General features: G+C 54.6%; 25 protein-coding genes and 1 tRNA gene. All 26 read right to left on the bottom strand.

Annotated elements, in window-relative coordinates; translation table 11 throughout:
* Window positions 1–45: 45 nt before the first annotated feature.
* Window positions 46–894 (bottom strand): AmmeMemoRadiSam system radical SAM enzyme, encoded by an 849-nt coding sequence (gene amrS, locus WC317_04595; protein ID MFA5339413.1) that lies wholly within the window; start codon window positions 892–894, stop codon window positions 46–48.
* Complete coding sequence (gene nrdR / locus WC317_04600) at window positions 891–1,373, bottom strand: transcriptional regulator NrdR (protein ID MFA5339414.1); 483 nt, start codon at window positions 1,371–1,373, stop codon at window positions 891–893. The genes amrS and nrdR overlap by 4 nt, the downstream gene beginning before the upstream one ends.
* Window positions 1,370–1,852 (bottom strand): cytidine/deoxycytidylate deaminase family protein, encoded by a 483-nt coding sequence (locus tag WC317_04605; protein MFA5339415.1) that lies wholly within the window; start codon window positions 1,850–1,852, stop codon window positions 1,370–1,372. Before WC317_04605 ends, nrdR begins: the two co-directional genes overlap by 4 nt.
* Before the next feature lies 1 nt (window position 1,853).
* Entirely contained in the window at window positions 1,854–3,131 is a 1,278-nt protein-coding gene (gene glyA / locus WC317_04610; protein ID MFA5339416.1) for a serine hydroxymethyltransferase, read from the bottom strand.
* Window positions 3,128–3,571, bottom strand: coding sequence for a ribose 5-phosphate isomerase B (rpiB, locus tag WC317_04615; protein ID MFA5339417.1), 444 nt, complete (start codon window positions 3,569–3,571; stop codon window positions 3,128–3,130). The genes glyA and rpiB overlap by 4 nt, the downstream gene beginning before the upstream one ends.
* Entirely contained in the window at window positions 3,562–4,035 is a 474-nt protein-coding gene (locus WC317_04620) for a low molecular weight protein arginine phosphatase (GenBank protein MFA5339418.1), read from the bottom strand. Before WC317_04620 ends, rpiB begins: the two co-directional genes overlap by 10 nt.
* Window positions 4,032–4,631 carry an L-threonylcarbamoyladenylate synthase gene (locus WC317_04625; GenBank protein ID MFA5339419.1) on the bottom strand — a complete coding sequence of 200 codons (600 nt, stop codon included), beginning with the start codon at window positions 4,629–4,631 and terminating at the stop codon, window positions 4,032–4,034. The genes WC317_04620 and WC317_04625 overlap by 4 nt, the downstream gene beginning before the upstream one ends.
* Window positions 4,628–5,122, bottom strand: coding sequence for a 5-(carboxyamino)imidazole ribonucleotide mutase (purE, locus tag WC317_04630; protein MFA5339420.1), 495 nt, complete (start codon window positions 5,120–5,122; stop codon window positions 4,628–4,630). The genes WC317_04625 and purE overlap by 4 nt, the downstream gene beginning before the upstream one ends.
* 6 nt (window positions 5,123–5,128) lie before the next feature.
* The gene (purD, locus tag WC317_04635; protein MFA5339421.1) at window positions 5,129–6,403 is read right to left on the bottom strand and encodes a phosphoribosylamine--glycine ligase; all 1,275 of its coding nucleotides are present in this window, start codon (window positions 6,401–6,403) and stop codon (window positions 5,129–5,131) included.
* Complete coding sequence (purM, locus tag WC317_04640; GenBank protein MFA5339422.1) at window positions 6,391–7,419, bottom strand: phosphoribosylformylglycinamidine cyclo-ligase; 1,029 nt, start codon at window positions 7,417–7,419, stop codon at window positions 6,391–6,393. Before purM ends, purD begins: the two co-directional genes overlap by 13 nt.
* 1 nt (window position 7,420) lies before the next feature.
* The gene (gene purF, locus WC317_04645) at window positions 7,421–8,818 is read right to left on the bottom strand and encodes an amidophosphoribosyltransferase (protein ID MFA5339423.1); all 1,398 of its coding nucleotides are present in this window, start codon (window positions 8,816–8,818) and stop codon (window positions 7,421–7,423) included.
* A gap of 8 nt (window positions 8,819–8,826) precedes the next feature.
* Window positions 8,827–9,636, bottom strand: a complete 810-nt coding sequence (purQ, locus tag WC317_04650) for a phosphoribosylformylglycinamidine synthase I (GenBank protein ID MFA5339424.1) — start codon at window positions 9,634–9,636, stop codon at window positions 8,827–8,829.
* Window positions 9,630–12,524, bottom strand: coding sequence for a phosphoribosylformylglycinamidine synthase subunit PurL (gene purL, locus WC317_04655; protein MFA5339425.1), 2,895 nt, complete (start codon window positions 12,522–12,524; stop codon window positions 9,630–9,632). The genes purQ and purL overlap by 7 nt, the downstream gene beginning before the upstream one ends.
* Complete coding sequence (locus tag WC317_04660; protein MFA5339426.1) at window positions 12,525–13,430, bottom strand: phosphoribosylaminoimidazolesuccinocarboxamide synthase; 906 nt, start codon at window positions 13,428–13,430, stop codon at window positions 12,525–12,527.
* Window positions 13,427–14,719: an adenylosuccinate lyase gene (purB, locus tag WC317_04665; GenBank protein ID MFA5339427.1), complete on the bottom strand. Its 1,293-nt coding sequence runs from the start codon at window positions 14,717–14,719 to the stop codon at window positions 13,427–13,429. The genes WC317_04660 and purB overlap by 4 nt, the downstream gene beginning before the upstream one ends.
* A gap of 174 nt (window positions 14,720–14,893) precedes the next feature.
* Entirely contained in the window at window positions 14,894–15,493 is a 600-nt protein-coding gene (locus WC317_04670) for a hypothetical protein (protein ID MFA5339428.1), read from the bottom strand.
* 302 nt (window positions 15,494–15,795) lie between these two features.
* Window positions 15,796–15,872 (bottom strand) — tRNA-Met (locus tag WC317_04675).
* Between the two features lie 59 nt (window positions 15,873–15,931).
* Window positions 15,932–16,417 (bottom strand): S1 RNA-binding domain-containing protein, encoded by a 486-nt coding sequence (locus WC317_04680; GenBank protein MFA5339429.1) that lies wholly within the window; start codon window positions 16,415–16,417, stop codon window positions 15,932–15,934.
* Window positions 16,407–16,685, bottom strand: coding sequence for a septum formation initiator family protein (locus WC317_04685; protein MFA5339430.1), 279 nt, complete (start codon window positions 16,683–16,685; stop codon window positions 16,407–16,409). The genes WC317_04680 and WC317_04685 overlap by 11 nt, the downstream gene beginning before the upstream one ends.
* Window positions 16,667–17,950: a phosphopyruvate hydratase gene (eno, locus tag WC317_04690; protein ID MFA5339431.1), complete on the bottom strand. Its 1,284-nt coding sequence runs from the start codon at window positions 17,948–17,950 to the stop codon at window positions 16,667–16,669. The genes WC317_04685 and eno overlap by 19 nt, the downstream gene beginning before the upstream one ends.
* Window positions 17,951–18,003: 53 nt before the next feature.
* On the bottom strand, window positions 18,004–19,461 hold the full coding sequence (locus WC317_04695; GenBank protein ID MFA5339432.1) for a phosphoglucomutase/phosphomannomutase family protein: 1,458 nt from the start codon (window positions 19,459–19,461) through the stop codon (window positions 18,004–18,006).
* Window positions 19,462–20,061 (bottom strand): phosphoribosylglycinamide formyltransferase, encoded by a 600-nt coding sequence (gene purN, locus WC317_04700; protein MFA5339433.1) that lies wholly within the window; start codon window positions 20,059–20,061, stop codon window positions 19,462–19,464.
* 25 nt (window positions 20,062–20,086) lie between these two features.
* A complete protein-coding gene (gene trxA, locus WC317_04705; GenBank protein MFA5339434.1) occupies window positions 20,087–20,416 on the bottom strand; it encodes a thioredoxin in 330 nt (109 codons plus the stop codon).
* A 33-nt stretch (window positions 20,417–20,449) separates the two neighbouring features.
* Window positions 20,450–23,404 carry an MSEP-CTERM sorting domain-containing protein gene (locus tag WC317_04710; GenBank protein ID MFA5339435.1) on the bottom strand — a complete coding sequence of 985 codons (2,955 nt, stop codon included), beginning with the start codon at window positions 23,402–23,404 and terminating at the stop codon, window positions 20,450–20,452.
* Window positions 23,391–23,873, bottom strand: coding sequence for an archaeosortase/exosortase family protein (locus WC317_04715; protein MFA5339436.1), 483 nt, complete (start codon window positions 23,871–23,873; stop codon window positions 23,391–23,393). The genes WC317_04710 and WC317_04715 overlap by 14 nt, the downstream gene beginning before the upstream one ends.
* A 57-nt stretch (window positions 23,874–23,930) precedes the next feature.
* Window positions 23,931–24,341: a DUF4019 domain-containing protein gene (locus WC317_04720; GenBank protein MFA5339437.1), complete on the bottom strand. Its 411-nt coding sequence runs from the start codon at window positions 24,339–24,341 to the stop codon at window positions 23,931–23,933.
* Window positions 24,342–24,364 lie beyond the last annotated feature (23 nt).

Below are 24,364 nucleotides of genomic sequence, written 5' to 3' on the forward strand. Positions count from 1 at the left end.
AGCAGAATACCGGCTGTATTGTCAAGGAAGTTATCCGGCTCGGCGCTAAATATTCCCGAGATAGACGTTCCTTAATTTCTTTTTCGCTATCTTATAAGCCTTCTCGAGTGTCTCCTTCGAGGTGATGGGCCGGTCGAGCTTGTAGCACGGGAAATACCTCGAAAAATGCAGCGGCACATCCGCGCCGACATTATCATATATCCAATCCGTGAGACGGTTGAAATTCTCTTCGGAATCGTTCAGCCCGGGTATGACCAGGTTGGTCAGTTCCACATGGCACGCCTCGGCCGACCTCTTTATCGTGTGCAGGACGGGCCCGAGGCTGCCCTTGCAGTATTTCCTGTAGAATTCGTCGTCGATGGACTTGAGGTCTATGTTCATCGCGCCGATGAACGGGAGCATCTCCTCCAGCGGTCCCGGATTTACAAAACCATTCGTTACCAGGACGTTCTCGAGGCCTTCTTTTTTCGCGAGTTTCGCGGTCTCGAGGACGAACTCGTACCATATGAACGGCTCGTTATAGGTATAGGCGATGCCGAACGATTTGCATTCCCTGGCCTTATCTATCACCCATTGCGAAGTTATATTCCGGGTCGGCGCATCGAGGTCCTGCGATATCGCCCAATTCTGGCAGAACGGGCATTTGAAGTTGCAGCCTTTGGTCCCGAGCGAGAATATGAATTCGCCGGGATGGTAATGGTAGAGGGGCTTCTTCTCGATGGGATCAAGCGACGCTGAAGTCGTTTCGCCGTAGACGAGAGTATAGAGCTTACCGTCGATATTCTGCCGTACGCCGCAGACCCCGGTGATGCCGTTTACGATCTTGCAATCGTGGGGGCAAAGCAGGCAGTGGACCGAGCCATCCGTCTTTTCCCAGTAAAGCGCTTCTTTCAATACCTGTTCTTCTCGTCGGGCTTCTGCCCTTCCTTGAGCAAGCCTGAGAGCTCCTTCATGAACTGGTTTATATCCTTGAACTGGCGGTAGACCGAAGCGAACCTGACGTAGGCGACCTCGTCGAGGTCGTGGAGTTGTTTCATGACGAATTCACCTATCGCCGTAGAGGAGACTTCCTTTTCGTAGTTGCGCTGGATGATCCTCTCGACTTCGTCTACCATCCCCTCGGCCTTATCCATGGGGACGGGGCGTTTCTCGCAGGCCTTGAGTATCCCTGAGAGGAGCTTCTTGCGGTCGAACGGTTCGCGCCTCCCGTCCTTCTTTATCACCATCATGGGATGCTCTTCGAGCCGCTCATATGTCGTGAACCTCTTCTGGCATTTGAGGCACTCGCGCCTGCGCCTGATAGAGTCGCCTTCGGCCGAGATGCGGGAATCTATCACTTTATCTTCTATGTTACCGCAAAATGGGCATTTCATCTTTTCTTACCCGACTTGGCCATCCTTATCTCCACGCCTGCCTCTTCAAAAAATTTCTTCGCCATCTCGTCCGGATATCCCGATTCCATTATTATCTCTTTTATGCCGGCGTTTATCAGCATCTTCGCGCAGATAGAGCACGGCTGGTTCGTGCAATAGAGAGTCCCGCCGTGTATATCGACCCCGTGGAGCGCCGCCTGGATTATGGCGTTCTGTTCCGCATGCAGGCCGCGGCAGAGCTCATGCCTCTCGCCCGACGGGACCTTGAGCTTGTCCCTGAGGCAGCCCGTAACCTCGCAGTGCGTAATGCCGCTCGGCGTCCCGTTATAGCCGGTGGTAAGTATCCTTTTATTCTTAACGATCAAGGCGCCGACCGCGCGCCTCAGGCATGTGGAACGCTCCGAGATGAGCTTCGCTATGCCGATGAAATATTCGTCCCAGTCCGGCCGTCTCTTTCTTATTGTATTTTTTTTAGCCATATTAAGCCTCATTCAAAAGGTCGCGATAGAGCGGGAATCTCTTTACCATTGCGCGCACTTTTTCCTTTACGCGGCCTGCGGCCGCCGCATCTGTGATATTGCTTAAAACCTCGTCGATGAGCCCGGCTATCTCCTCCATCTCTTTCTCTTTCATGCCGCGCGTAGTGACGGCGGGAACGCCTATCCTTACCCCGCTCGGTTTCGCCGGGGGATTCGGGTCGTAAGGGATCGTATTTTTGTTCACGGTTATGCCGGCCTTGTCGAGGGCTTCCTGGGCGTCCTTGCCGTTCAGGCCTTTATCCTCAGCAGAGCTGAGGACTTTGCTGTTGAGGTCCAGCGAGAATAAGTGGTTGTCTGTCCCGCCCGAGACAATCCTATAGCCGCGTTTCTGGAATTCGGACGCCAGCGCGCGCGCATTTTTCAATATCTGGTTCTGGTAGTCCTTGAATTCAGGCTTCAACGCCTCTTTGAATGAAACCGCTTTCGCCGCGATGACATGCATCAACGGCCCGCCCTGGATGCCGGGGAAGACCATCGAATCGATCTTTCTCGCGAACTCTTTTTTGCATAAGATCATGCCCCCGCGCGGGCCGCGCAGGGTCTTGTGCGTCGTGGTAGTCACGAATTCGGCGTAAGGGACCGGGTCCGGATGTATGCCTGCGGCGACAAGACCGGCGAAATGGGCCATATCGACCATGAGAAACGCGCCCACTTTGTCGCATATCTGGCGGAACCTCTTGAAATCTATCGAGCGTGAATAATTCGAGGCGCCGGCGAGTATCATCTTCGGCTTGCATTGGAGGGCCGACTTTTCTATCTCGTCGTAGTCGAGCATCTCGGTCTTGCGGTCGACCATATAAGGGACGATGTTAAAATACTTGCCGGAGAAATTCGCCTTGTGGCCGTGGGTGAGATGGCCTCCGCAAGCGAGGTCGAGGGCCATGACCGTATCACCCATGTTAAGCGCCGAAAAATATACGGCCATGTTCGCCGACGAACCGCAGTGCGGCTGGACGTTGGCGTGTTCGGCCTTGAACAATTCCTTCGCGCGCTCGATGGCAAGTTTTTCCGCGGCGTCTATATGCTCACAGCCGCCGTACCACCGCGCGGCCGGATAGCCCTCGGCGTATTTGTTCGTAAGGACCGAGCCCTGCGCCTCAAGGACAGCGCGGCTTACGAAATTCTCGCTCGCGATGAGCTCTATATTCTCCTCCTCGCGGCGCGTCTCGTTTATTATCGCCTCGTAGATCTCCGGATCCACCCTCTTGAGATTCTTCATTTACACGCCTCCAGGTCGGATATCTGCTTTACCCTCCTTAAGTGCCTCCCGCCGAGCCTCCTCGTCGAAAGCCACACGTCCAATATCTTCTTCACTTTATAATTGTTCATCGATCTCGAGCCGAAGACTATGACGTTCGCGTCATTGTGCTCGCGGGAGGAGCGCGCGTCCTCGATATTGTAGACGAGGGCGGCCCTCACGCCGCGGGCTTTGTTAGCGACTATCGACATGCCTATCCCGCTTTTGCATATCAATATGCCGCGCGCGAATTTTTTCTTCCCGACCGCTTCCGCGACAAGGAACCCGTATTTGGGATAATCGCACGATTCCGGCGTATAGCACCCGAAATCCTTTATCTCATAGCCTTTCGACTTTAGGTATTTTATGACCTTGTTTTTAAGGTCGTAACCGCCGTGGTCGGCGCCGACAGCTATCCGCATATCTTCCTCCCTAACTTTTCTATCGCGTCTTTTAAGGTCATAAGGACCGATTCATAGACCTCTTTCGGTTTCCCGATCGGGTCGACGACCCTGAGGTTTTTGGGTTTCTCGCTGTCGCCGCTATAGGCGTAATCCAAAAGCAGGTGCGTCTTGCCCTCGGCTTCGGGCAAAATCCCGGTAACCGCCGCCACGTGCACCGGCTCCATGCATAGGATCAGGTCGTATTCCCCTATCAAGCGGCCGGAGACGGACTGCGCCCGGTGGGACGATACGTCCACATGCTCCCTCTTCATCACGTCTATCGCGTTCGAGCTTGCCATCATCCCGGGGATCGTCGCTATCCCGGCCGAGGCGACTCTGACATCGCCGCAGCCGTGGTCTTTGAGCCATTTTTTAAAAAGCCCCTCGGCCATGACGCTGCGGCATGAATTGCCGGTGCATACCATCAATACGGATTTTATCATATCCGCTCGATCTCCGCTTTCGGTATCGCGCCTTCGCGCAATACCTTGGGCCTGCGGCCGGTCATGTCTACGACCGTAGACTCGATGCCGATCGCCGTCTTGCCGCCGTCAATTACGATATCGACCTTCCCGTCGAGGTCGCGTAATACTTCCGCGGCGCTCGTCGGCGGTTTATTACCCGATATGTTCGCGCTGGGCGCGACGACCGGGACGCCTGCTTTTTTTATCAGGCCGAAGGCGATCTTATTGTCCGGCATCCTGAAACCGGTTTTTTTTCCGCGGCTGTCCCTCAATATTATCGTCAACGGGCCCGGCCAATACTTTTTTATTAATCTCTCCGCGCCGGCCGGTATCTTTCCGGTTATCTTCCTGACCGAGGCCGTATCGGCTACGTGCACCGTAAGCGGCTTGTTCTTCGGGCGCTTCTTTATTTCATATATTTTCTTTATCGCCTTTTTATCGAGGAGGTTCGCGCCGAGGCCATATACAGTCTCGGTCGGGAAAACCACCAACCCTCCCTTTTTAAGCTCCGCGGCCGCCTTCTTTATCTTCGCCGCTTCGGGTTTCGAAGCGTTGACACGCAGGACTTCCGTCATATCTTCAGTTTTTTATTCTTCGCTATTACGTCGGCCTCAAGCCTTCTCTTGAAGGCGTTGAGCTCCCCGGCGATCTTCTTGTCGCTTAGGGCCAGGATCTGCAGCGCAAATATAGAAGCGTTCCTCGCGCCTGATTTTCCTATCGCCATCGTCGCGACCGGGACGCCGTAAGGCATCTGCACCGTCGAGAAGAGGGAATCCATCCCGTTAAGGCTGCTCGTCTCCATCGGGACTCCGATGACCGGCAATCTAGTCAGGGACGCGATGACTCCGGCCAGGTGCGCGGCTCCGCCGGCGGCGGCTATTACGACCTTTATGCCTTTCTTCTCCGCCGACCTCGCAAAATCATGCACCAGGCCCGGGCTCCTGTGGGCAGACATTATTTTAAGCTCAAAAAGCACTTTAAAATCCTTCAATACCTTAAGCCCCTCTTCCATCGCCGGAAGGTCTGAATCTGAACCTAATATGACCGCGATCCTTGGATTCGCCATTTTCTATTATCTCCTGTTTAGCGCCCTGTAGCCTATATCCCTTCTGAAATGCATCCCCTCGAACTCTATGAAATTTACGGCGTTATAACACCTCGCTATCGCCTCTTGTATGTCCGGGCCGAGCGCCGTCACGCTAAGGACCCGGCCGCCCGCGGTCACGATCTTCCCGTCGGATATCTTCGTGCCGGCATGAAAGATGTGGACATCTTTCATTTTTTCCAAGGCATCCAGCCCCTCGATCTCGAAACCCGTCTTATATTCCCCCGGATACCCGCCCGAAGAGAGCACTACCGAGACGCACGGCCTCTCGTCCCACTCGAGCAGGGCGATATCTATCTCATCGTCCACCGAGGCCTCGATCAATTCGACGAAATCGCTTTTTAAGCGGGGAAGTATCGCCTGGGTCTCGGGGTCTCCGAACCTGCAGTTGAACTCGAGCAGCTTCGGCCCGGAACCGTCTATCATCAGCCCCGCGTACAGGGCGCCGGTATATTTTATTCCCTCTTTGCGCAGCCCCTCTATCGCAGGCTTGATTATATCTTTCATCACCGCATCCATCATCGCTTCCGGGACGACAGGCGCGGGCGAATACGCGCCCATACCGCCGGTATTCGGGCCTTTGTCCCCGTCAAATATCCTCTTGTGGTCCTGCGCCGAGGCGAGGGGGACGGCATCTTTCCCGTCAGTGACGACTATGATAGACGCCTCTTCGCCTTCGAGGCATTCCTCGATCACCACTTTTTTTCCCGCGTCCTTGAATATCTTACGTTCCATCATCGCCTCTACAGCGGCGATCCCCTCTTCTTTTTCGGAACAGACGACTACGCCTTTTCCTGCGGCGAGCCCGTCCGCTTTCACGACAAACCTGCCCTTAAATCCTTTTATATATTTTTTCGCGGCATCGCTGTCGGTGAAGACCTCGAATTTCGCGGTCGGGATGCCGTATTTTTTCGCGAGCTCTTTCATGAAGACCTTGCTCGACTCGAGCCGCGCGGCCTCCTTTGACGGACCGAATACCCTGAGGCCGTTCGCGCAGAATTTATCCACTATACCGCCGGAGAGCGGCGCCTCAGGCCCGACGACGGTAAGGTCCATTTTATTCCTCGAGGCGAAAGCTGTCAGGGCGGCTATGTCATCGGCTTTTATATCTACGCATTCGGCGATCTGCGATATCCCGCCGTTCCCCGGCGCGCAGAATACCTTGTCGACCAGCGGCGACTGCCTTATCTTCCAGGCGAGCGCGTGCTCCCTCCCGCCCGAACCGACCACTAAAACCCGCATATTATCCTTACTTTGCCCCCTCGCTTCGCGCGGGACTTTGCCTTCCCGTTATCCACCGAACCGACGATCCACGAATCTATCTTCCATTTATCAAATATCTTTTTAGCGGTCCCGTAATCTTTCGGGTCGATCACGATTATCATCCCAAGGCCCATATTGAAGGTGCGGAACATCTCTATCTCGTCTATCTTTCCCTTCCGCTGTATTCTCCTGAATATCTCCGGGACTACCCATGAGCCTTTCTCGATGACAAGGGTCTTGTCCTTAGGAACGATGCGCGGCAATTTCTCGAAATAGGCGCCGCCGGTTATATGCGCGATGCCTTTTATCTCCGCTTTTTTCTTCAGTTCCAATATGGGCTTGACATATATCCTCGTCGGACGGAGCAGCTCTTTTGAAAGGGCCTTCTGCTCGGCCCGTGAAAATACTTTCCTGACCAATGAATACCCGTTCGAATGCAGGCCGTTCGAGGCAAGCCCTATCGCGATATCGCCGGCCTTTATCTTCGAACTGTCGACTATCCCCTTCCTCTCGACCGCCCCGACGCAAAATCCGGCGAGGTCATATTCGCCTTCTTTATAGAACGCCGGCATCTCCGCGGTCTCGCCGCCTATCAACGCGCAACCCGCCTGCCTGCATCCCTCGGCGATGCCCTTCATGACATCGGTCAGGACTTTTTTATCTATCTTTCCGGTAGCGATATAATCAAGGAAGAAGAGCGGTTCGGCGCCCGAGGTCAGGATGTCATTGACGTTCATCGCGACCATATCAATGCCGACGGTATCATGCTTGCCCGCCAGGAATGCGATCTTTAATTTCGTGCCGACCCCGTCGGTGGATGAGACGAGCACCGGGTCCTTATATCCGGCCGCCTTGAGATCAAAGAGCCCGCCGAACCCGCCGAGCCTGCAGTCCGCGCCCTTGCGCGCCGTCGACTTCGTATATTTCTTTATCGCCTCGACAAAACGGCTTCCTTCGCGCACATCGACGCCGGCTTTTTTGTATGTAAGGCCCATATCAATACCCCTTATGCTCTGTGGCGAACTTATTCGCCTCGCCGCCGAAAGGCACCGGATAGTCCCCTGTATAACATGCGGTGCAGTAATTGCCCGGGCATGAGACGCAGCTTAATAACCCCTCGACCGAAAGATATCCGAGCGTCGTGACGCCCAAAAACTTCCTTATCTCCTCTATCGAATGCGTCGCCGCTATCAGTTCTTTCTTGGTCGGAAAATCTATGCCGTAAAAACACGGGTGTTTTATCGGGGGGCAAGATATCCTCATATGGACTTCCTTGGCGCCCGCGTCATAAAGTTTCTTGATCCTCGCGCGGGAGGTCGTCCCGCGGACGATCGAATCGTCGACGACGATCACCTTCTTGTCCTTCAGGAGCGCCTTTATCGGGTTCAATTTTATCTTTACGCTGAAATCGCGTATATGCTGCAGCGGCTGGATGAATGTCCTGCCGATGTAATGGTTCCTTATTATGCCCATCTCGATCGGTATTCCCGACTCGTGCGAAAGGCCGAGCGCGGCCGGCGTGCCCGAGTCAGGCACCGGGATGATGAGATCGGCATCGACCGGATGCTCATTCGCGAGCTTGTGGCCGAGCCTCTGCCTTACCAGGTGGACCGACTCGCCGAATATGAAAGAATCCGGCCTCGCGAAATAAACATGCTCGAATATGCAATGCGAGATCCTCTTGCTCTCGCCGAACGGCTTGGTCGAACGCAGGCCTTTCTTCGTGATATACAAGACCTCTCCCGGCTCGATCTCGCGGACGAATTCCGCCTCGATAAGGTCGAGCGCCGTCGTCTCGCTGGCCAATACGTATGCGTCGCCGAGTTTCCCCAGGCAGAGCGGCCTCCATCCATGCGGGTCGCGGACCCCGACGAGCATATCCTCCTTCATTATTACGAGCGAGAAGGCGCCTTTCAGCTGCTTGAGCGTATAGACAAGCCCTTCTTCGAAATTTTTGTGCTCGGGCCGCGCCAACAGGTGTATTATTATCTCCGAATCGAGAGTCGTCTGGAATATCGAGCCGCGGGCTTCGAGCTCGTCGCGCAAGCGCGCGCCGTTGACGAGGTTGCCGTTGTGGCCGACAGCCACTGTGCCGCGGGAATAATCAACCACGACCGGCTGCGCGTTCTTCAGCGTCGTAGACCCGGTGGTCGAATACCTGACATGGCCTATCGCGACGTCGCCTTTCAGTCCGGCCAGGACCCCTTCGTTGAAGACTTCCGGGACCAGGCCCATCCCTTTGTGTAAATGCGTTTCGCCGTCGAAAGACGCTATACCTGCCGACTCCTCCCCGCGGTGCTGAAGCGCATACAGTCCGAGATATGTAAGCCGCGCCGCGTCCTTGTGCCCGTAGACGCCGAACAGTCCGCAGTGGTGCTTGATCTTATCGCCCATTTTCACCTCTAGACATTTTTTACCCCGTTCCTGAAAATACTCACCCCGTCCCCTTCCCTCTGCGCCTCGCCGCGCGTCCAGCGCGGGTGCTGGGAAGCGAATAGATGCCTCTCCGGATGCGGCATAAGCCCGAATATCCTGCCGGTGATGTCGCACACGCCGGCTATGTCATCGACCGACCCGTTGGGGTTCCAGGGGAACCCGGCGAGCTTGCCGTACGGGTCGACATACCTGAAAACGACCTGCCCGTTCGCCCATAATTTCCCCAGGACCTCGTCGTCCTTCGGGATGAATTTTCCTTCGCCGTGCGCGGCGGGCACATATATCATGCGTTCGATGTCCCTGGTCCAAACGCACTTGTTCCGGGATCCGCTGTTCAGCCCCTTAGCGGCCTTAAGATAGACCCACCTGTCCTCATAGCGCGCCGTGTCGTTGGTCGTAAGCGTCGCCTCCAGCTGCTCGCCGTTTACTCCCTTTCCCGGCAGAAGGCCCGCCTTTACGAGGACCTGGAAACCGTTGCATATCCCGATGATAAGTTTTCCGGCGCCCACGAATTTCCCGAGGTCCCCGGCCAATTTGTATTTTAATTCGTTCGCGAGTATCTTTCCCGAACCGACGTCGTCGCCGTAAGTGAACCCGCCCGGCACGGCCATGATATGGTAGTCGCGCAGTTTCTTCTCTCCGCTGATAAGCTGGTTTATATGCACGGATTCGGATCTCGCGCCGGCGTGTTCGAACGCGAAAGCCGTCTCCACATCGCAATTCGTCCCGGCCGCGCGGAGGACTATGACCTTCGGCCTTCTCTTTATCGCTACCATCTTAACGGCCTCTGCCAGGCCTCCTTCAGTTCTTTACGGTCGGTCCTTACGACGATATCCCCTCCGGCGCCGTAGACCGTAAAATATTTCTCCTCGAGGACGCCGCCTATGAGCCCGATCGCCGCGCCCCTCATCGCCTTCTCGAACCTCTTCTTTTTTCCCGGGCTGACGCCGGCGATGAAACGGGTATTCGACTCCGAAAATAATATGATGTCGTCGCGCTTCTTCCCTCGCGTGCCGTATTTTACCTTGAAAGGCGCTTTTTCCAGTTTTATCTCGGCGCCGAACCCTCCGGCAAACGCCATCTCGGCCGCCGCCACCCCTATGCCGCCCTCCGAACAATCATGGCAGGCGTTCACGAGGCCGGCCCTTATCGCGCGGCTCAACTTCTCCATCAGCGCGCGGCTGCGTTTCGCGTCAACGGTCGGCACGGAATTCCCTATCGCTGCGCCGCGCGATTTATAATAATATGAACCGCCGAGCTCATCATATGTCATCCCGACTACGTATATCAGGTCGCCCGCTTCCTTGAAATCCATGGTGATGCATTTCTTTACGTTATCGGCCACGCTGATAGCCGAAACGAGCAGGGTCCCGGGGATCGACACGCGTTTTTTGCCGACGATATATTCATTATGAAGGCTGTCTTTGCCCGAGATGAAAGGCGCCTGGAAACCCTTCGACATATCATAACAACCCTGAGCCGCCCTCACGAGGCTGCCCAATTGCGACGGCTGGTCCGTGTCGCCCCAGCAGAAATTATCCAGCAGCGCCACCTCTTTCAGGTCGCCGCCTACCGCAATTACCTGCCTCAGCGCCTCGTCGATATTCGACGCCGCCATCCAGTACGGGTCGATCTCTCCGTACCTCGGATTTATCCCGTTCGATATTATCACGCCTTTATCCGAATCTAATATAGGCCTGGCTACCGCGGCGTCGGACGGCCCGTCGTTATTTACGCCGACAAGCGGTTTTATGACCGAGCCGGCCTGGACCTCGTGGTCGTATTGCCTTATTATCCATTCCTTGCTGCAGACGTTCCAATCGGATAATATCCTTAAGAGCGACGGGGTCAGGTCCTTCGGGCACGCGAACCGCGGCTCGGCGCGCTTCGGCCTGTTCCATCTCGCCTTCCTTACGGTCTTCGGCAGGCCGTCGTGCAGGAATTTCATATCGAGGTCGCAGACCCTGTTCCTTTTATAAAAAAGTTCCAGTTTTTTCGTGCGGGTAAACTCGCCGATCACCGTCGCCTCGACATCCTCTCTTTCGAAGACCTCGAGCAGTCTTTTTACTTTGTTCTTCGGCACCGAGAGGACCATCCTCTCCTGCGCTTCTGATATCCATATCTCGGTATAGGTCAGCCCCTCGTATTTGAGCGGTATCCTGTCGAGGTCGATCCTGACACCGGTCTTCTCTCCCATTTCGCCGACAGCGCTCGATAATCCGCCGCCGCCGCAATCTGTTATCGCGTCATAAAGATCGAGGTCTCGCGCCTTCAGGATACAGTCGGCCATCTTTTTTTCCTCGATGGGATTCCCGATCTGGACCGCCTGCGCCGAGACCTGCTCCGACTCCGAGGTCAATTCCCCGGACGAGAATGTCGCGCCGTGTATCCCGTCGCGGCCGGTCTTCCCTCCCACGAGGACGACCAGGTCCCCGCTCTCAACCTCTTTAAAAGACTTTTCTTTCGGCATAATGCCGACATTCCCGCAATAGACCAGGGGATTGCCGAGGTACCTGTTGTCAAAGAGCACGGCGCCGTTCACGGTCGGTATCCCCATCTTATTCCCGTAATCGCGCACGCCGGCGACGACGCCTTTCATCACCCTCTTCGGGTGAAGGACGCCTTTAGGCAGGCGGTTAAAAGCGTAATCAGGCTCGCCGAAGCAGAATACGTCGGTATTTAAGATCGGCTTCGCGCCGAGGCCGGTGCCGAGCGGGTCGCGTATCACGCCGCCCAAGCCCGTATTCGCGCCGCCGTACGGCTCTATCGCCGACGGATGGTTATGCGTCTCGGCCTTGAAGCATACGTTATATCTTTCGTCGAACCTGATGACCCCGGAATTATCCTTGAATACCGAGACGCACCACGGCTTCTTGAGCTCGGCGGTCGCCTTCATTATCGTCTCTTTAAGGAGGTTGTTTATGAATCGCTTTTTCCCGCCGGACTCGTAATCTATCAGGCCGCGGAATGTCTTGTGGCCGCAATGCTCGGACCACGTCTGCGCGAGCGTCTCAAGCTCGACATCGGCCGGCTCGCGCCCGAGGACGGCAAAATACTCCCTTATCCTGCGCATCTCGGTGAGATCCAGGAATAATTGGCCTTCTTTGCTTATACTCTCGAGATCTTTGTCCGAAGAGCCCGAGAGGCCCACCTTTGTAAGTTTGAAATGGTATTGCGGAGGGTTTTTTAAGGTGTAGGAGCCCGGCCCGGTCACGACATGCTGGATGACTTTATTGAAGAGGAGCTTCTCGCTTATCGTCTTAAGCCGGCCCCCGGACACCTTCCCGTTGATGATATATTTTTTTGCGGTCTTGACCGATTCGACGCCTTTTACGCCGAGATCGAGGATGCCTTTTTTCACGCTCTCCTCGACCGGGTCCATCACCCCGGCGTTATAGGTCACCTCGACGATGGCCTTATTTTTCGCGCGGGTATTCCTGCCGGTTATGGGGCTCGACCTGAATGAATAAACCTGGGTAACAGGGTCGGTAAGCAGTTCCCCGGAGATCCTCTTTATCCCGGACCGGGAAACATTGCCTTCGATTATATATACCTGCGCGACCTCGACCGACTCGACGCCTTTTATTCCCAGGTCCTCTATGTCCCTCTTGACGCCGGAGTCGAAGCCATCGTTCCTATCGCATACTTCAACGCGCCACAGCACTTAGAGCTCCTTATCGGTTAATTTCCTTAAGGCCTCCAGATACTTCTTGCTCGTCTTCTTGATGATATCCTCGGGCAGGTGCGGGGCCGGCGGGGTCTTGGGCCAATTTAAACTTTCAAGATAATCCCGCACGAACTGCTTATCGAAACTCGCCTGCGGCCCGCCCGGCTTGTATTTCTCTTTGGGCCAGAACCTCGACGAATCCGGCGTCAGGACCTCATCGATAAGTATCGTCTTGCCTTCTTCGGTAACGCCGAACTCGAACTTCGTGTCGGCGATTATTATCCCTTTCGAATCCGCGTATTCCGCGGCCCTGTTGTAGATCGCTATCGCCTTGCTCTTTACGAGGTCGTAAAGCCTGTCGCCGAGCTTCTTCCTCGCGCCGAACTCGGTGATGTTCAGGTCGTGGCCGATATCCTCCTTGGTCGAGGGGGTAAATATCGGCTCGGGCAGCTGGTCGGATTCCTTAAGGCCCTTCGGCAGTTTGATGCAGCATATCTCGCCGGTCTCTTTGTATTCCCTCCACCCCGAACCTGAGAGGTATCCCCTGACCACGCATTCTATCGAAAGCGGCCGGGTCCTCTTTACCAGCATCGAGCGGTCCTTTAATATATCCGTCGAATCGCCGAGTTTATCGCGCAGCGATTCCATGTCGAACGTCACCGCGTGGTTCTCGCTCTGTTCTTTCAGGTAATCAAACCAGAACTTGGATATCTGCGTCAGGACCTTCCCCTTATAAGGGATGCCTTCGGACAGGACCACATCGAAACACGATATCCTGTCGGTCGCGACGATAAGCAATTTGCCGTCAAGCTCGTAGATATCGCGGACCTTCCCGCGCTTGAAAAATTTCAGCGGGATGTTCTCGGTAGTAAGCAAAACTTCTTCTTTTACTTTTTCAGTCATAGCCCTAACCGTTTGTATATCCTGTCGACGTTCTTGGTGTAATAGCCCAGGTCGAAGCAAGCTTCCACCTCCTCGTGCGTCAGGTACTTCGTGACGTCGATATCGTCCATTAATATCGCGTTGAACCCGATGTTCTCCTTCCAGACGCGCATCGCGCATTTCTGGACCATGTCATACGCCTCATTCCTCGCGAGCCCCTTGCCTATGAGCGCCAAAAGCACCCTCTGCGAGAATACGAGGCCCTTCATCCTCTCGAGGTTCTCTATCATCCGTTCGGGATAGACTGCCATGTGCATGGCGACATCGGTCGCCAGGTTCAGCATATAATCCAGGAGGATGCACGAATCCGGGATTATCACGCGCTCTACCGACGAGTGCGAGATGTCCCTCTCGTGCCACAACGAGATATTCTCCATCGCCGCCAGCGAATTCCCGCGCAGGACCCTCGCGAGCCCGGCTATGCGTTCGCATATCACAGGGTTCCTCTTGTGAGGCATCGCCGACGAGCCCTTCTGCCCCTCGGTAAACGGTTCCTCCGCCTCGAGGATCTCGGTCCTCTGGAGCGCCCTTATCTCGGTCGCGAATTTCTCGAGCGTGCCGCCTATTATGGCTATGGTCGTCAGGAACTGCGCGTGCCTGTCGCGCTGTATCACCTGCGTCGATATCGGCGCGGGCTCAAGCTTCAGCCGTTTGCAGACGTATTCCTCCACCCACGGGTCGACGTTGGCGAAAGTCCCGACCGCGCCGGATAATTTGCCCACGCTTATCGCCTTGCGCGCGGCTTCCATCCTGGCGATATCACGCTGTATCTCGGCGTAAATAAGAGCGAATTTAAGGCCGAACGTCATCGGCTCGGCGTGCACGCCGTGTGTCCTGCCGACGCACGGGGTGTTCTTGTATTTTTTGGCTTTTCTCTCTAACGCTATAAGGAATCTCTTGAGGTCGTCGATAAGGATATCGGCCGCGTCCCTCATCTGGAGCGAGAGCCCGGTATCGAGGACATCGCTTGAGGTAAGGCCCATGTGGATATATTTGGCGTCAGGCCCGACGTTCTCGGAGATGCTCTTTATGAAAGCGATAACGTCGTGCTTTGTCTCTTTTTCGATCTCTTTTATGCGGTCTACGTCGAAGCGGGCGCGCCTTTTGATCTCGGATAATGCGGAATTTGGTATAAGTTTCTTCCTCGCGAATGCCTCGCAGGCCATTAGCTCCACGTCGAGCATCCGCTGGAAACGGTTCCGGTCTTCCCAGATCTTACCCATCCTGGGCAGGGTGTATCTCTCGATCATCTTGCCTCCAAAGGTGTAAAACCCGTAAAGGAGAGTCCTTCGGACATAATTTGTTCTTCTTATTTGAGGATTTCTAGTTTAATGAAGGCTTGTGCTACGATTATTTATACCACAAATGGCTTGTGGTGTCAAAATAATTCTCACACAAGGTCTTGGGGAAATTCGCTGATTAACCTATTGTTTTTCTTTTTCTGCAAGAGCCAGGCTTTCCGCATTGCTATAAACTAACAGGCCTTCTCCTTTTGATAATTCGATCCTGTCCCCTTCCTTGCTGCTGCCCCAATAATATCTTTCATCCGGCATCGATGCCCCGTATTTACCGTGTTTTTTATTCAGGGATGAGATCATGGCATCTCCGCGGAAAGCATCCGGGCCCTTTATCGATACCTTGAAAAGCTTTTCGCTCTTTGGGGTAAAATAAAGTTTTACTATGACGTGCTCATTGAGAATAATATCGTCAAATTGAAAAATGTTCCCTTCGGGGTCATTTGCCGCATACATACTCACGTTCTCTTTACCCTGGGATAGCGCTAATTCATGAGCCTCTGTTTTAGGCATTCCCCACTTAAAATCGCCATATTGCGCAGTGATCCGCTTGGCGCTTCCGGATGACCGGTTGTTGTCGCTGGGAAGGCGATATCCATCATTCGTTTCATTTGAGATAGCGGCCTGAATGGCTGGCGTTGGATTGTCTAACACCAGGGCAACTGTCCTATTATCGGATATCATGGAATAAGATACCCGGAAGGTGGTATTCGTTCCTGCGCCTGCCATGGTAACATTCGCGTTACCCGCGTAATTGTTGCCCCCGGACTTGACGTACGAGATATCGGTTACCGTGAATTTCGATTCCGGGATACGGAGCGTACCGGCTACCGACCGGATAATCAAATCTGAAATTATCGGGTTTATCTTTCTGCTGTTTATATCTTCGCACCGCCCTATACCGCTCAGGCAACACACCATAATTGCCGCGCCTATAAGTACACTCAAACCTTTCATATCTTCCCCCGGTTATTTTTTCATTTTACTCCAAATAAAAAGCCCCCGCAACATTTAGTTGCGAGGGCTGATATTGGTAGCGGGGAGAGGATTTGAACCTCTGACCTCAAGGTTATGAGCCTTGCGAGCTACCAGGCTGCTCCACCCCGCGATAGTGATTAAAGTATAGCAAGCCCCGCATGTAAAAGCAAGGGCTAAATCAGGCGGGAATTACCGGCCTTGTTTCTCTTCGACGTGTTTTTTGATGTCGGTCTGGAGCTCGCCGCTATCCACAAGGAAATTCTTCAGCTTATCCTCAAAAGGCGAGGCCTTGAAGGACTTCCCTTCGGGAGAGGAGGACATGTTCTCGCGGAAGCCCGAATCCGGGCGGCTGCCGCGTCTTCCTCCGTTGTCCCTCTGCGGACGCCCGCCGGAGGGGAACTGGCCCCTTGGCTGGCGCGACGCCTGTTCCTTGCCGCTCTTTAAGGTGAGGTCTATCTTGCCGTCAGGCGAAACCTTTATTATCTTCGCCTTGACCTTGTCGCCCACCTTAAGATGGTCCTCGACTTTCTTCACATAGGAGTCGGAGACCTGCGAAATATGGATCAGGCCCTTTTTGTTCCCGAATTTCACGAAGGCGCCGAACTCGGCTATCTTCATGACCTCGGCATCAACTACATCGTCGATCTTTACTTCCTGGGTGGCGCTACTTTCCATCCTTCTTCTTTGTCCTTACTATTGTTTCGCCCTTATTGACGACCTGCAGTTTGTCCCGTGCTACCTTCTCTATGTAAGTGGGGTCGTTCTGAAGCTTATCCTGCTCTTTCCGCAGGTCGACTTCGCCTACCCTCAGTTTCTCTATGCCGCTGTCCAGCCTCGCCTGGCGGGTCTTAAGCTGTGTGTATCTCGATATGCCGGGCAGGAATATCGCGAACAATACCGCCGCCGCGATGCCTATCTTCCAGCCTAGCCTCTTTTTCTCCAAGTGCGTCCCCCGTAGACCGCCTTTTTGCCGAGCTCTTCCTCGATGCGGAGGAGCTGGTTGTATTTGGCGATCCTTTCGCTCCTGCAGAGCGATCCGGTCTTTATCTGGCCGGCGTTCGTGGCAACAGCCAGGTCGGCTATCGTCGTGTCCTCTGTCTCACCCGAACGGTGCGAGATCACCGCGGTATAGCCGTTCTTTAAAGCAAGGGATATCGTGTCCAGCGTCTCGGTAAGCGAGCCGATCTGGTTGACCTTGATAAGTATCGAATTGGCGCAGCCTTCTTCGATGCCTTTCTTGAGGAATTTGACGTTCGTGACGAAGAGGTCATCACCGATGAGCTGGATCTTGCCGCCGAGCTCCTTCGTCATCTTCTTCCAGCCGGCCCAGTCGTTCTCGGCGAGGCCGTCCTCGATCGAAACGATGGGATATTTTTCTATCCAGCCGGCGTACATATTGATCATATCTTCCGCGGTTTTCGCGCCTTCGGCCTTAAATACGTATTTCCCGTTCTTATAGAACGAGGATGACGCCGGGTCGAGGGCTATAGAGATATCTTTACCGGGTTTGTATCCGGCCGCGGTTATCGCCTGGACTATTAATTCGAGCGCTTCCTCGTTGGACTTGAGGTTCGGCGCAAATCCGCCTTCATCTCCGACGGCCGTGCTGTCGCCGCGTTTCTTGAGTATCGATTTTAACGCGTGGAACGTCTCGGCGCCCATGCGCAGGGCTTCGTGGAAATTCGCCGCGCCGATGGGCGCGATCATGAACTCCTGCAGGTCGAGGCTATTGTCGGCGTGAAGACCGCCGTTGATTATATTCATTAATGGTACAGGCAGTGTCACGGCCTTAGTGCCGCCTAAATACCTGTATAAAGGAAGGCCTTTTGAGTTCGCCGCTGCCCTGGCGGCAGCCAATGAAACGCCCAGGATCGCGTTCGCGCCTAATTTCGATTTGGTGGGGGTACCGTCGAGCCCTATCATGAATTTGTCGAGCTCTTTCTGCCTGGACGGGTCCATGCCCTTGACCTTCGGGGCGATGATATCGTCTACGTTGGCAACCGCTTTGAGCGTGCCTTTTCCGCCGTAGCGCGCTTTGTCGCCGTCGCGCAGCTCCAGGGCCTCATGTTCGCCCGTGGACGCGCCCGAAGGCACGGCGGCGCGGCCTAACGTGCCGTCGCTCAATAAGACATCTACTTCGACTGTGGGGTTGCCGCGCGAATCGAGTATCTCGCGGGCTTTTACTTTAGAAATCACCGGTTTTTTCATTTTTGCCATGTCCTATAGTTTAAAACATCCGTCGGCGGATGTCAACCCCGCGCTCAATCCTCTTCCGGAGGATGGACCTCGTTTACCTGTGTCTTTATCGCGTGTATCAGGTCTTCGCAATATTTTATTAATTTCTTCTCTTTCGCGGCGGTCATCGCCTCGAAATGGAACCTGATGAGCGGCTCTGTGCCCGACGGACGGACCAGGACCCAGCTCGAGTCGGCAAGGGTAAATTTGTAACCGTCCATCGTATCCAGTTTCGCGACTTTCATGCCGGCTATCTCTTTCGGCGGGCGGCTCTTGAGCATATGGAGAAGCCTCGCCTTCTGGTCGTCGGTAAGCCTGACGTTCAATTTCCCCGGATACGACCTGCCGAACTCGCGGTATATCTCATTTAATATGGCGCTCAGCTTCTTGCCCCTGACCGCCACCATCTCGGCGACCAGCAGGCACGCGAGTATCCCGTCTTTCTCCGGGACGTGGTTGGCTATCGACAATCCGCCGGATTCCTCGCCGCCTATTATGCATTCTCCGGTCATCAATACCTCGCCGATATATTTGAAACCGATAGGCGTCTCGACGACCTCGATGCCGTACCGGGCCGCTATCCTGTCTACGAGCCGCGTCGTCGAATGCGTGCGCGCGACCTTCGGCAGGCGCGGCCGCGTATCTATCAAATGCTTGAATAACAACGATATTACTTCGTCCGGCGTATAGAACCTGCCGTTCTCGTCCACTATCCCGAACCTGTCCGCGTCGCCGTCGAGGCCGAGGCCGAGGTCGGCCTTGTGCCTCTTCACTTCGCGGAGCATCTTCCCTATATTATTTTTTGCCGGCTCCGGCGGGTGTCCGCCGAAGAGCGGGTCGAGATTGTCGTTCAATAATATGACTTTGCACCCGTTCTCCGTTAATATGCGGTCCAGGTATCCGCGGCCGGTCCCGTGCATCACGTCAACGACCGCTTTAAGGCGGGCTTTCTTTATCGCGGAGAGGTCGACAAGGTCTTTTATCCGCGCGAAATACGCCCGGCGGGGGTCAAATTCTTCTATGCGGCATTTAAGTTCCGAAGGCAGCGGCTCTTCTACCTCGCCTTTGATTTTGGCGGCGCGCATCTCTATCTCTTTCGTGACTTCCGGCTCGGCCGGGCCGCCGTGCGAGGGCGAAAATTTTAGGCCGTTATATTCGGGCGGGTTATGGCTCGCGGTTATGTTTATGGCGCCGTCGGCTTCTTTATGGACCACCTGGAACGAGATCACAGGCGTAGGCGTGTCGCGCTCGGTAAGGAGGACCTTCACGCCGTTCGCGCAGAGGACTTTGGCCGCGGCTGACGCGAATTCCCTTGAATCGAAGCGGGTATCGTGGCCGATTATTACGACGGGCGGGGCCTTTTTGGAAGGGTGGTGCGCCTTTACGTAGCCTGCTATCGCCTGCGCTGCTTTTCTTACGTTCGAGAACGTGAATCCGTCGGCCATTACTGCGCGCCAACCGGATGTGCCAAACTTTATCGACATCTACTTTACTATTACTCTCCTGCCTGCCGCCTTCAGCTTCCCCCTCGCGAACAACTCGATCGCTTCGGGGTAGATCTTGTGTTCCAGTTTGTGGACACGAGCTAGAAGCGTTTTTTCGCTATCGTTATTTTTTACGGGACATGCCGCCTGCAGGACTATGGGTCCCGCGTCGACTTCCTCTGTCACGAAATGGACTGTCGCTCCCGTAACTTTGACGCCATATTTTATCGCATCTCTTATCGCTTGTCCACCTTTAAATGCTGGCAGTAGCGCCGGGTGGATGTTCAATATCCTGTTCCTGTATCTCTTCACGAAACTATCGCTCAATATCCGCATATACCCGGCGAGCGCGATAAGCTTTATCTTTTTGCTGTTGAGTTCCCGGACGACCGCGGCCTCGAGCTGCTTTTTTGACGGGAAATCCTTCGGGTCGAATATGGCGACCGGTATGCCGGCGCGCCTGGCGCGCTCGACCGCATAAGCCCCGGGATTATCGCAGACGACGAGCGCGAGCTTCGCGCTGATGCGCCTCTTCTTCGAGGCGTCGATTATCGCCTGAAGGTTCGTCCCGTGTCCGGAGCAGAAGACCGCGAAGTTCATCCCGGTTTCTCCCTGGTCTTTGGGTTCATTTAAGCAGCGCGTCCAGTTTTCTAACCAGCTCTTCCTTTGGCGTGACGCCTATGACGCGGCTCGCCTCTTTGCCGTCCTTGAATATTATAAGGGTGGGGATATTCATCACGTTAAAACGGGATGCCGTCTCGCCGGCCTCGTCTACCTCGACCTTGGCGACCTTTACTTTTCCCGCGTAATCTTTGGCTATCGCCTCGACCGTCGGCGCTACCATCTTGCACGGCATGCACCAGGACGCCCAGAAATCCACGAGCGCCACTCCCTTCGCCTGCGTTATCTCCTTGTCAAAATCGTCGTCTTTCAGATGCAAAATGTTGTCGGACATGGTCTACTCCATTGTTAGGGCCTAGATTATAGCTTATGGCCTAGGCAGTGTCAAGAAACGCGATTTTCGCTTTAATCTCCTCACCAGCACGACGGGCACCAGGACGCACAGGGCCGCCACAGCCAACGGCGGCGCCGACGCCTTAAGCGGCTCTATCTCTTCGGGATTCTCATCGAAACTCAGCGCCAGCGAGCTCTTGAGTTTCTGGGCCTCCTTCAGCTCCATCCTTCTTTTCTGCGCCTCGTTCTCTACGACGATATATGCCGTTGCCGGCACCAGCACTCCGCTTTTCCTGCTGAGATCGACGACTTCCCGCAGGAGGACGGATGAAACGGACGGGTTCCGGTCCAGCCGGATATTATAGAGCCAGGCCTGCGCCGCCAACGGGTATTTTCCGCCGGATAATAAAACAGGTGTTATCCCTGACGGGCGGAATTTCGCGGATGAGCCGTCAAAAACCTCTATATCGCCTCCGGCGGAGGCGCCGAAATAAACCACCGCATCGCCTTTGCCGCAGACAGCCAATTCGCCGGATGACTTCAGTACTACGACTTGTTTTGCCGGCGGCGCGCCGAATGCGACCTTATCGACTGCATCGCCTGATACCGAGACGTAATAGCCCTTCTCCTCCGGCACGATCGCCGAAAAACCGGAGAAGCTTCCTTCATCCGCGCACACGGCATCCTTTCCGGTCAGCGCGATGAATACGGGATACCGCATGAACCGGGGGCTGCCAGGAGAATCCCTCATCGCATCGCTTTCATACATCAGCAGCGACCTTTTTACTGCGCGTTCTTTGAGGAAAGCGCCGCGGCGCTGCAAGCCGCATGACATTATCGCATTCTTTATCCCTTCATGGTCTTTGGCGTCAAATTGGCCGATATCGCAAAATTCGAAATTCGCGGCCGTCAACCACACTCTTCGCGCATCCGGGAAACGCGCGCAGATCGCTTTTATCCTATCGGCGTATGCCGGCGCCTGCGGGCCGGAATTTTTCGAGTAATCGAGCACAAAATACAGGTACGGCTCCCTGGACACGCCGGGCAGTTTGTCCGCGGCATTACCCGGCAGATACAGTAGTAAGCCGCCCTTTCCTGCCGCCGCGGAAACGGCTGCGCTTTTATCAGCGCGCCCGTTATCTCCGAGCAATACCTTCCTGTCCCCTATCCTGATATCCGGCGAAAAACCCGCAGGATACATGAATTCTATGACGGTCACGCGCTCCTCTTTTTCCGCGAATGGATACACGCTGAGGTTCAGCCGGCCGTCCTGTTTATATATCAGCAATCCCGGGTCCCTGCGCGAGTCGCGTATCATGCGGTAGGCCCACATGGCTGTCTTTCTTTCAAAAATACTTCCCGGGACAAGCTCTCCGTCCATCTTGAGCCAGTATCCGGAGACAAGGACGTATGGCGGGACCTCGATATCGGCATTAAATTCGGAGTTCGAGCCGCCGGTATTCTTCATGTTTATCGTGACGCGTTTTTTCACGAGCCCGGGGCAATCGACATCAGAAACCTCGGCGGAAACCATATCTACCTGCGAAGTCGTCGCAGCGCGTAACGCGCGGCTCTGCGCGCTCAGGCCCCTGTGGCGGCTCCGCGACATGAGCAGGTTTAACCCGTCCGGAGACTTGGGAATATCTTTACCCTCAAATATTTTGTAGAGATTTTCGACCTTGCTGTCCTGCAAGACCATGCCGTTAAAAACTATCTTGTTGTAACACGACGAGATGAGAGGCACATTTATGCCGTCCTTGTAATTGCGCAATTTAAGTATCGCGTTCTTCGCCGCGGCCGCGCTCCCTTCATACCTGGACTGTTTTACGTAGTCCGGGCTGTATATGTAATCCACGGCCTTTGAAAGCGAGATCTTATCGAAGACAGCCGATATCGTGAAGCAGGCAGGTATGAAAAGGACAGCCGCGACGGCGAGTACGGCCGGCAGGGCCCTTGCCCCTTCCCACAGCTTCGTGTAACCGTCGCCGATCCGCTTGCAGTGGATAATGAAAAGCGCCGTCGGGGCCAGTATCAGGAAACCGGCTCCCGCCGCCAGTATCGCGAACAGCGCGAGAGGCAGGAAAGGCAGGAATATCAGGAAAAAATAAAGCGTAAACGGAAAAGTGGAACACCGGACCAGCCATAACGCGCGGTCTGCGGTCCTGTTACCGCACTGCGGGATTATCAGGGCCAACCCGTTTACGATAGCCAGGAAATATACCGCCGGCGCCTGGAAATCCGCGGGAAACGGTATGAAACTGTTCAGCCACAACCCCCCTAGCGGCGCGGCGATACCCGCAAAGAATGTCAGCAAGATCATGCCTAACTTTTCGCGCTGCACCGACCATTCATAAATCGCCGTCAAGATGCGCAGCAGCAGCATGATAACCGACAAGGTCGATACCACGACAAAAATGAAAAGGAACATTCCGGCAGAAAGCCCGCCCGGCTTAAAGAACGGGATATTAAAGAGCACATACCATACCAGCGGTATTGCCAGAAGTATCAGCAGCGAAACCCCCGCATCTAAGCGCTTGCCCAATTTTGTCTTGAAGGAAGAGAGGATCATCGCCGAGTAAAAAATGGCGGGCATGACGAAGATGAACTGGTAATAGATGACCTCGCCCTGATCGAGCACCCATGGCATGATCGAGAACGGCAAAATGCCTGTCAAATTACTTATAAAATTCCACAGGTACATTATATTAAGCGCCAGAAGCATTGCCGCGGGCATCCAACTCACGGGCCTGTTCCGCCTTTTCAGGTCGATATACATCAAAGTTCCGCAGGCGAACAATAACAGCTGGAAGATAAGCACGAATAAAGCGGCGGATTTTCCGGCGGCGCTTATCTCGCTTTTAATTACCCAGTACGAATTAAGGTTGAGCAACAGCAATATCGCCTGCGGGGCCGTTATGACCCATAACAGTATCGACGGCTTCCTTACGCTGTTGATGGCCGTGGAATTTTCCGCGTTATCTGTTTCCACCGGAAAATCTCCTTTCAAAGAAGATAAAACTAATCAGGGTTACCGTCAGGAATATCGCGATCCCGACGCTCATATGCAGCGCCCGCTCGTAATTCCCCGGCAGGAAAGCTGCGCCGATCTTATAAACATAGACCGACGCTATAACCCTTGCGGTGTTTGCGGCCACCGATACCGCGTAGGATAATAGTAACAGCGGGAACGCATTGAGCATTGCGCGCGGGATGGGAAGATAATAAACGCAGGTTCCCATCAAAAGAGTATACAGAAGGACGAAATAATTGAAAGCGTTGCACGATTCGGAGACGCTTACCGGCAGTCCGCCGGCCTCAATTAGGTAGCTGCCGTCTTTCTGTACCTCGGACGGCGAGCCAAGGAAAAACGATGAGGCCCGGGCGACGGGAAGACAAAAAAGCTTGCCTGAGATCGACGGCATGATCCCTGGCAAGCTCATCACCGACAGAAAGATCACTGCTGAAATTAATACGCTTCGAAAGGTCTTACCTGGCAATTGGACTTTCCCTTAATCTCACTTGATGTGGTACCCCGAGACGCGCCATTTGCCGTCTTTGTCCAGCATAGGCACGACTATCTCCCGGGCGTCGGATTTCTTCCTGAAGTCCGTCTTGTAGACGATGATGACATATTCCCCGTCCGGCGCGCCATCCATCTTATTCTTGAATTCCTCGCTTATAAGCTCCCTTGATTCCACAGGCCCGAGCATGCTCCTCAGGCTGGTAAGCGTGTCTATCCACTCGTTTTTCTTTACCATCGCCTTGAAGAACTCGGCGGCATCGTCATAACTCTTTGCGTAATTTTTCTGGTCAACGGATTCGAGCCAGCTTTTGGCGGCGATCTTCGCTTTCTTCTCCGGGCTTGCCCCGAAGCATACGCCGGAAACGAACAGCGCTACCAGTAGTACCGCGATCAATCTCTTCATCTTGCCCTCCTTTTCCGAATTAA

Source organism: Candidatus Omnitrophota bacterium, assembly GCA_041653595.1.
Taxonomy (GTDB): domain Bacteria; phylum Omnitrophota; class Gorgyraeia; order Pluralincolimonadales; family Pluralincolimonadaceae; genus Pluralincolimonas.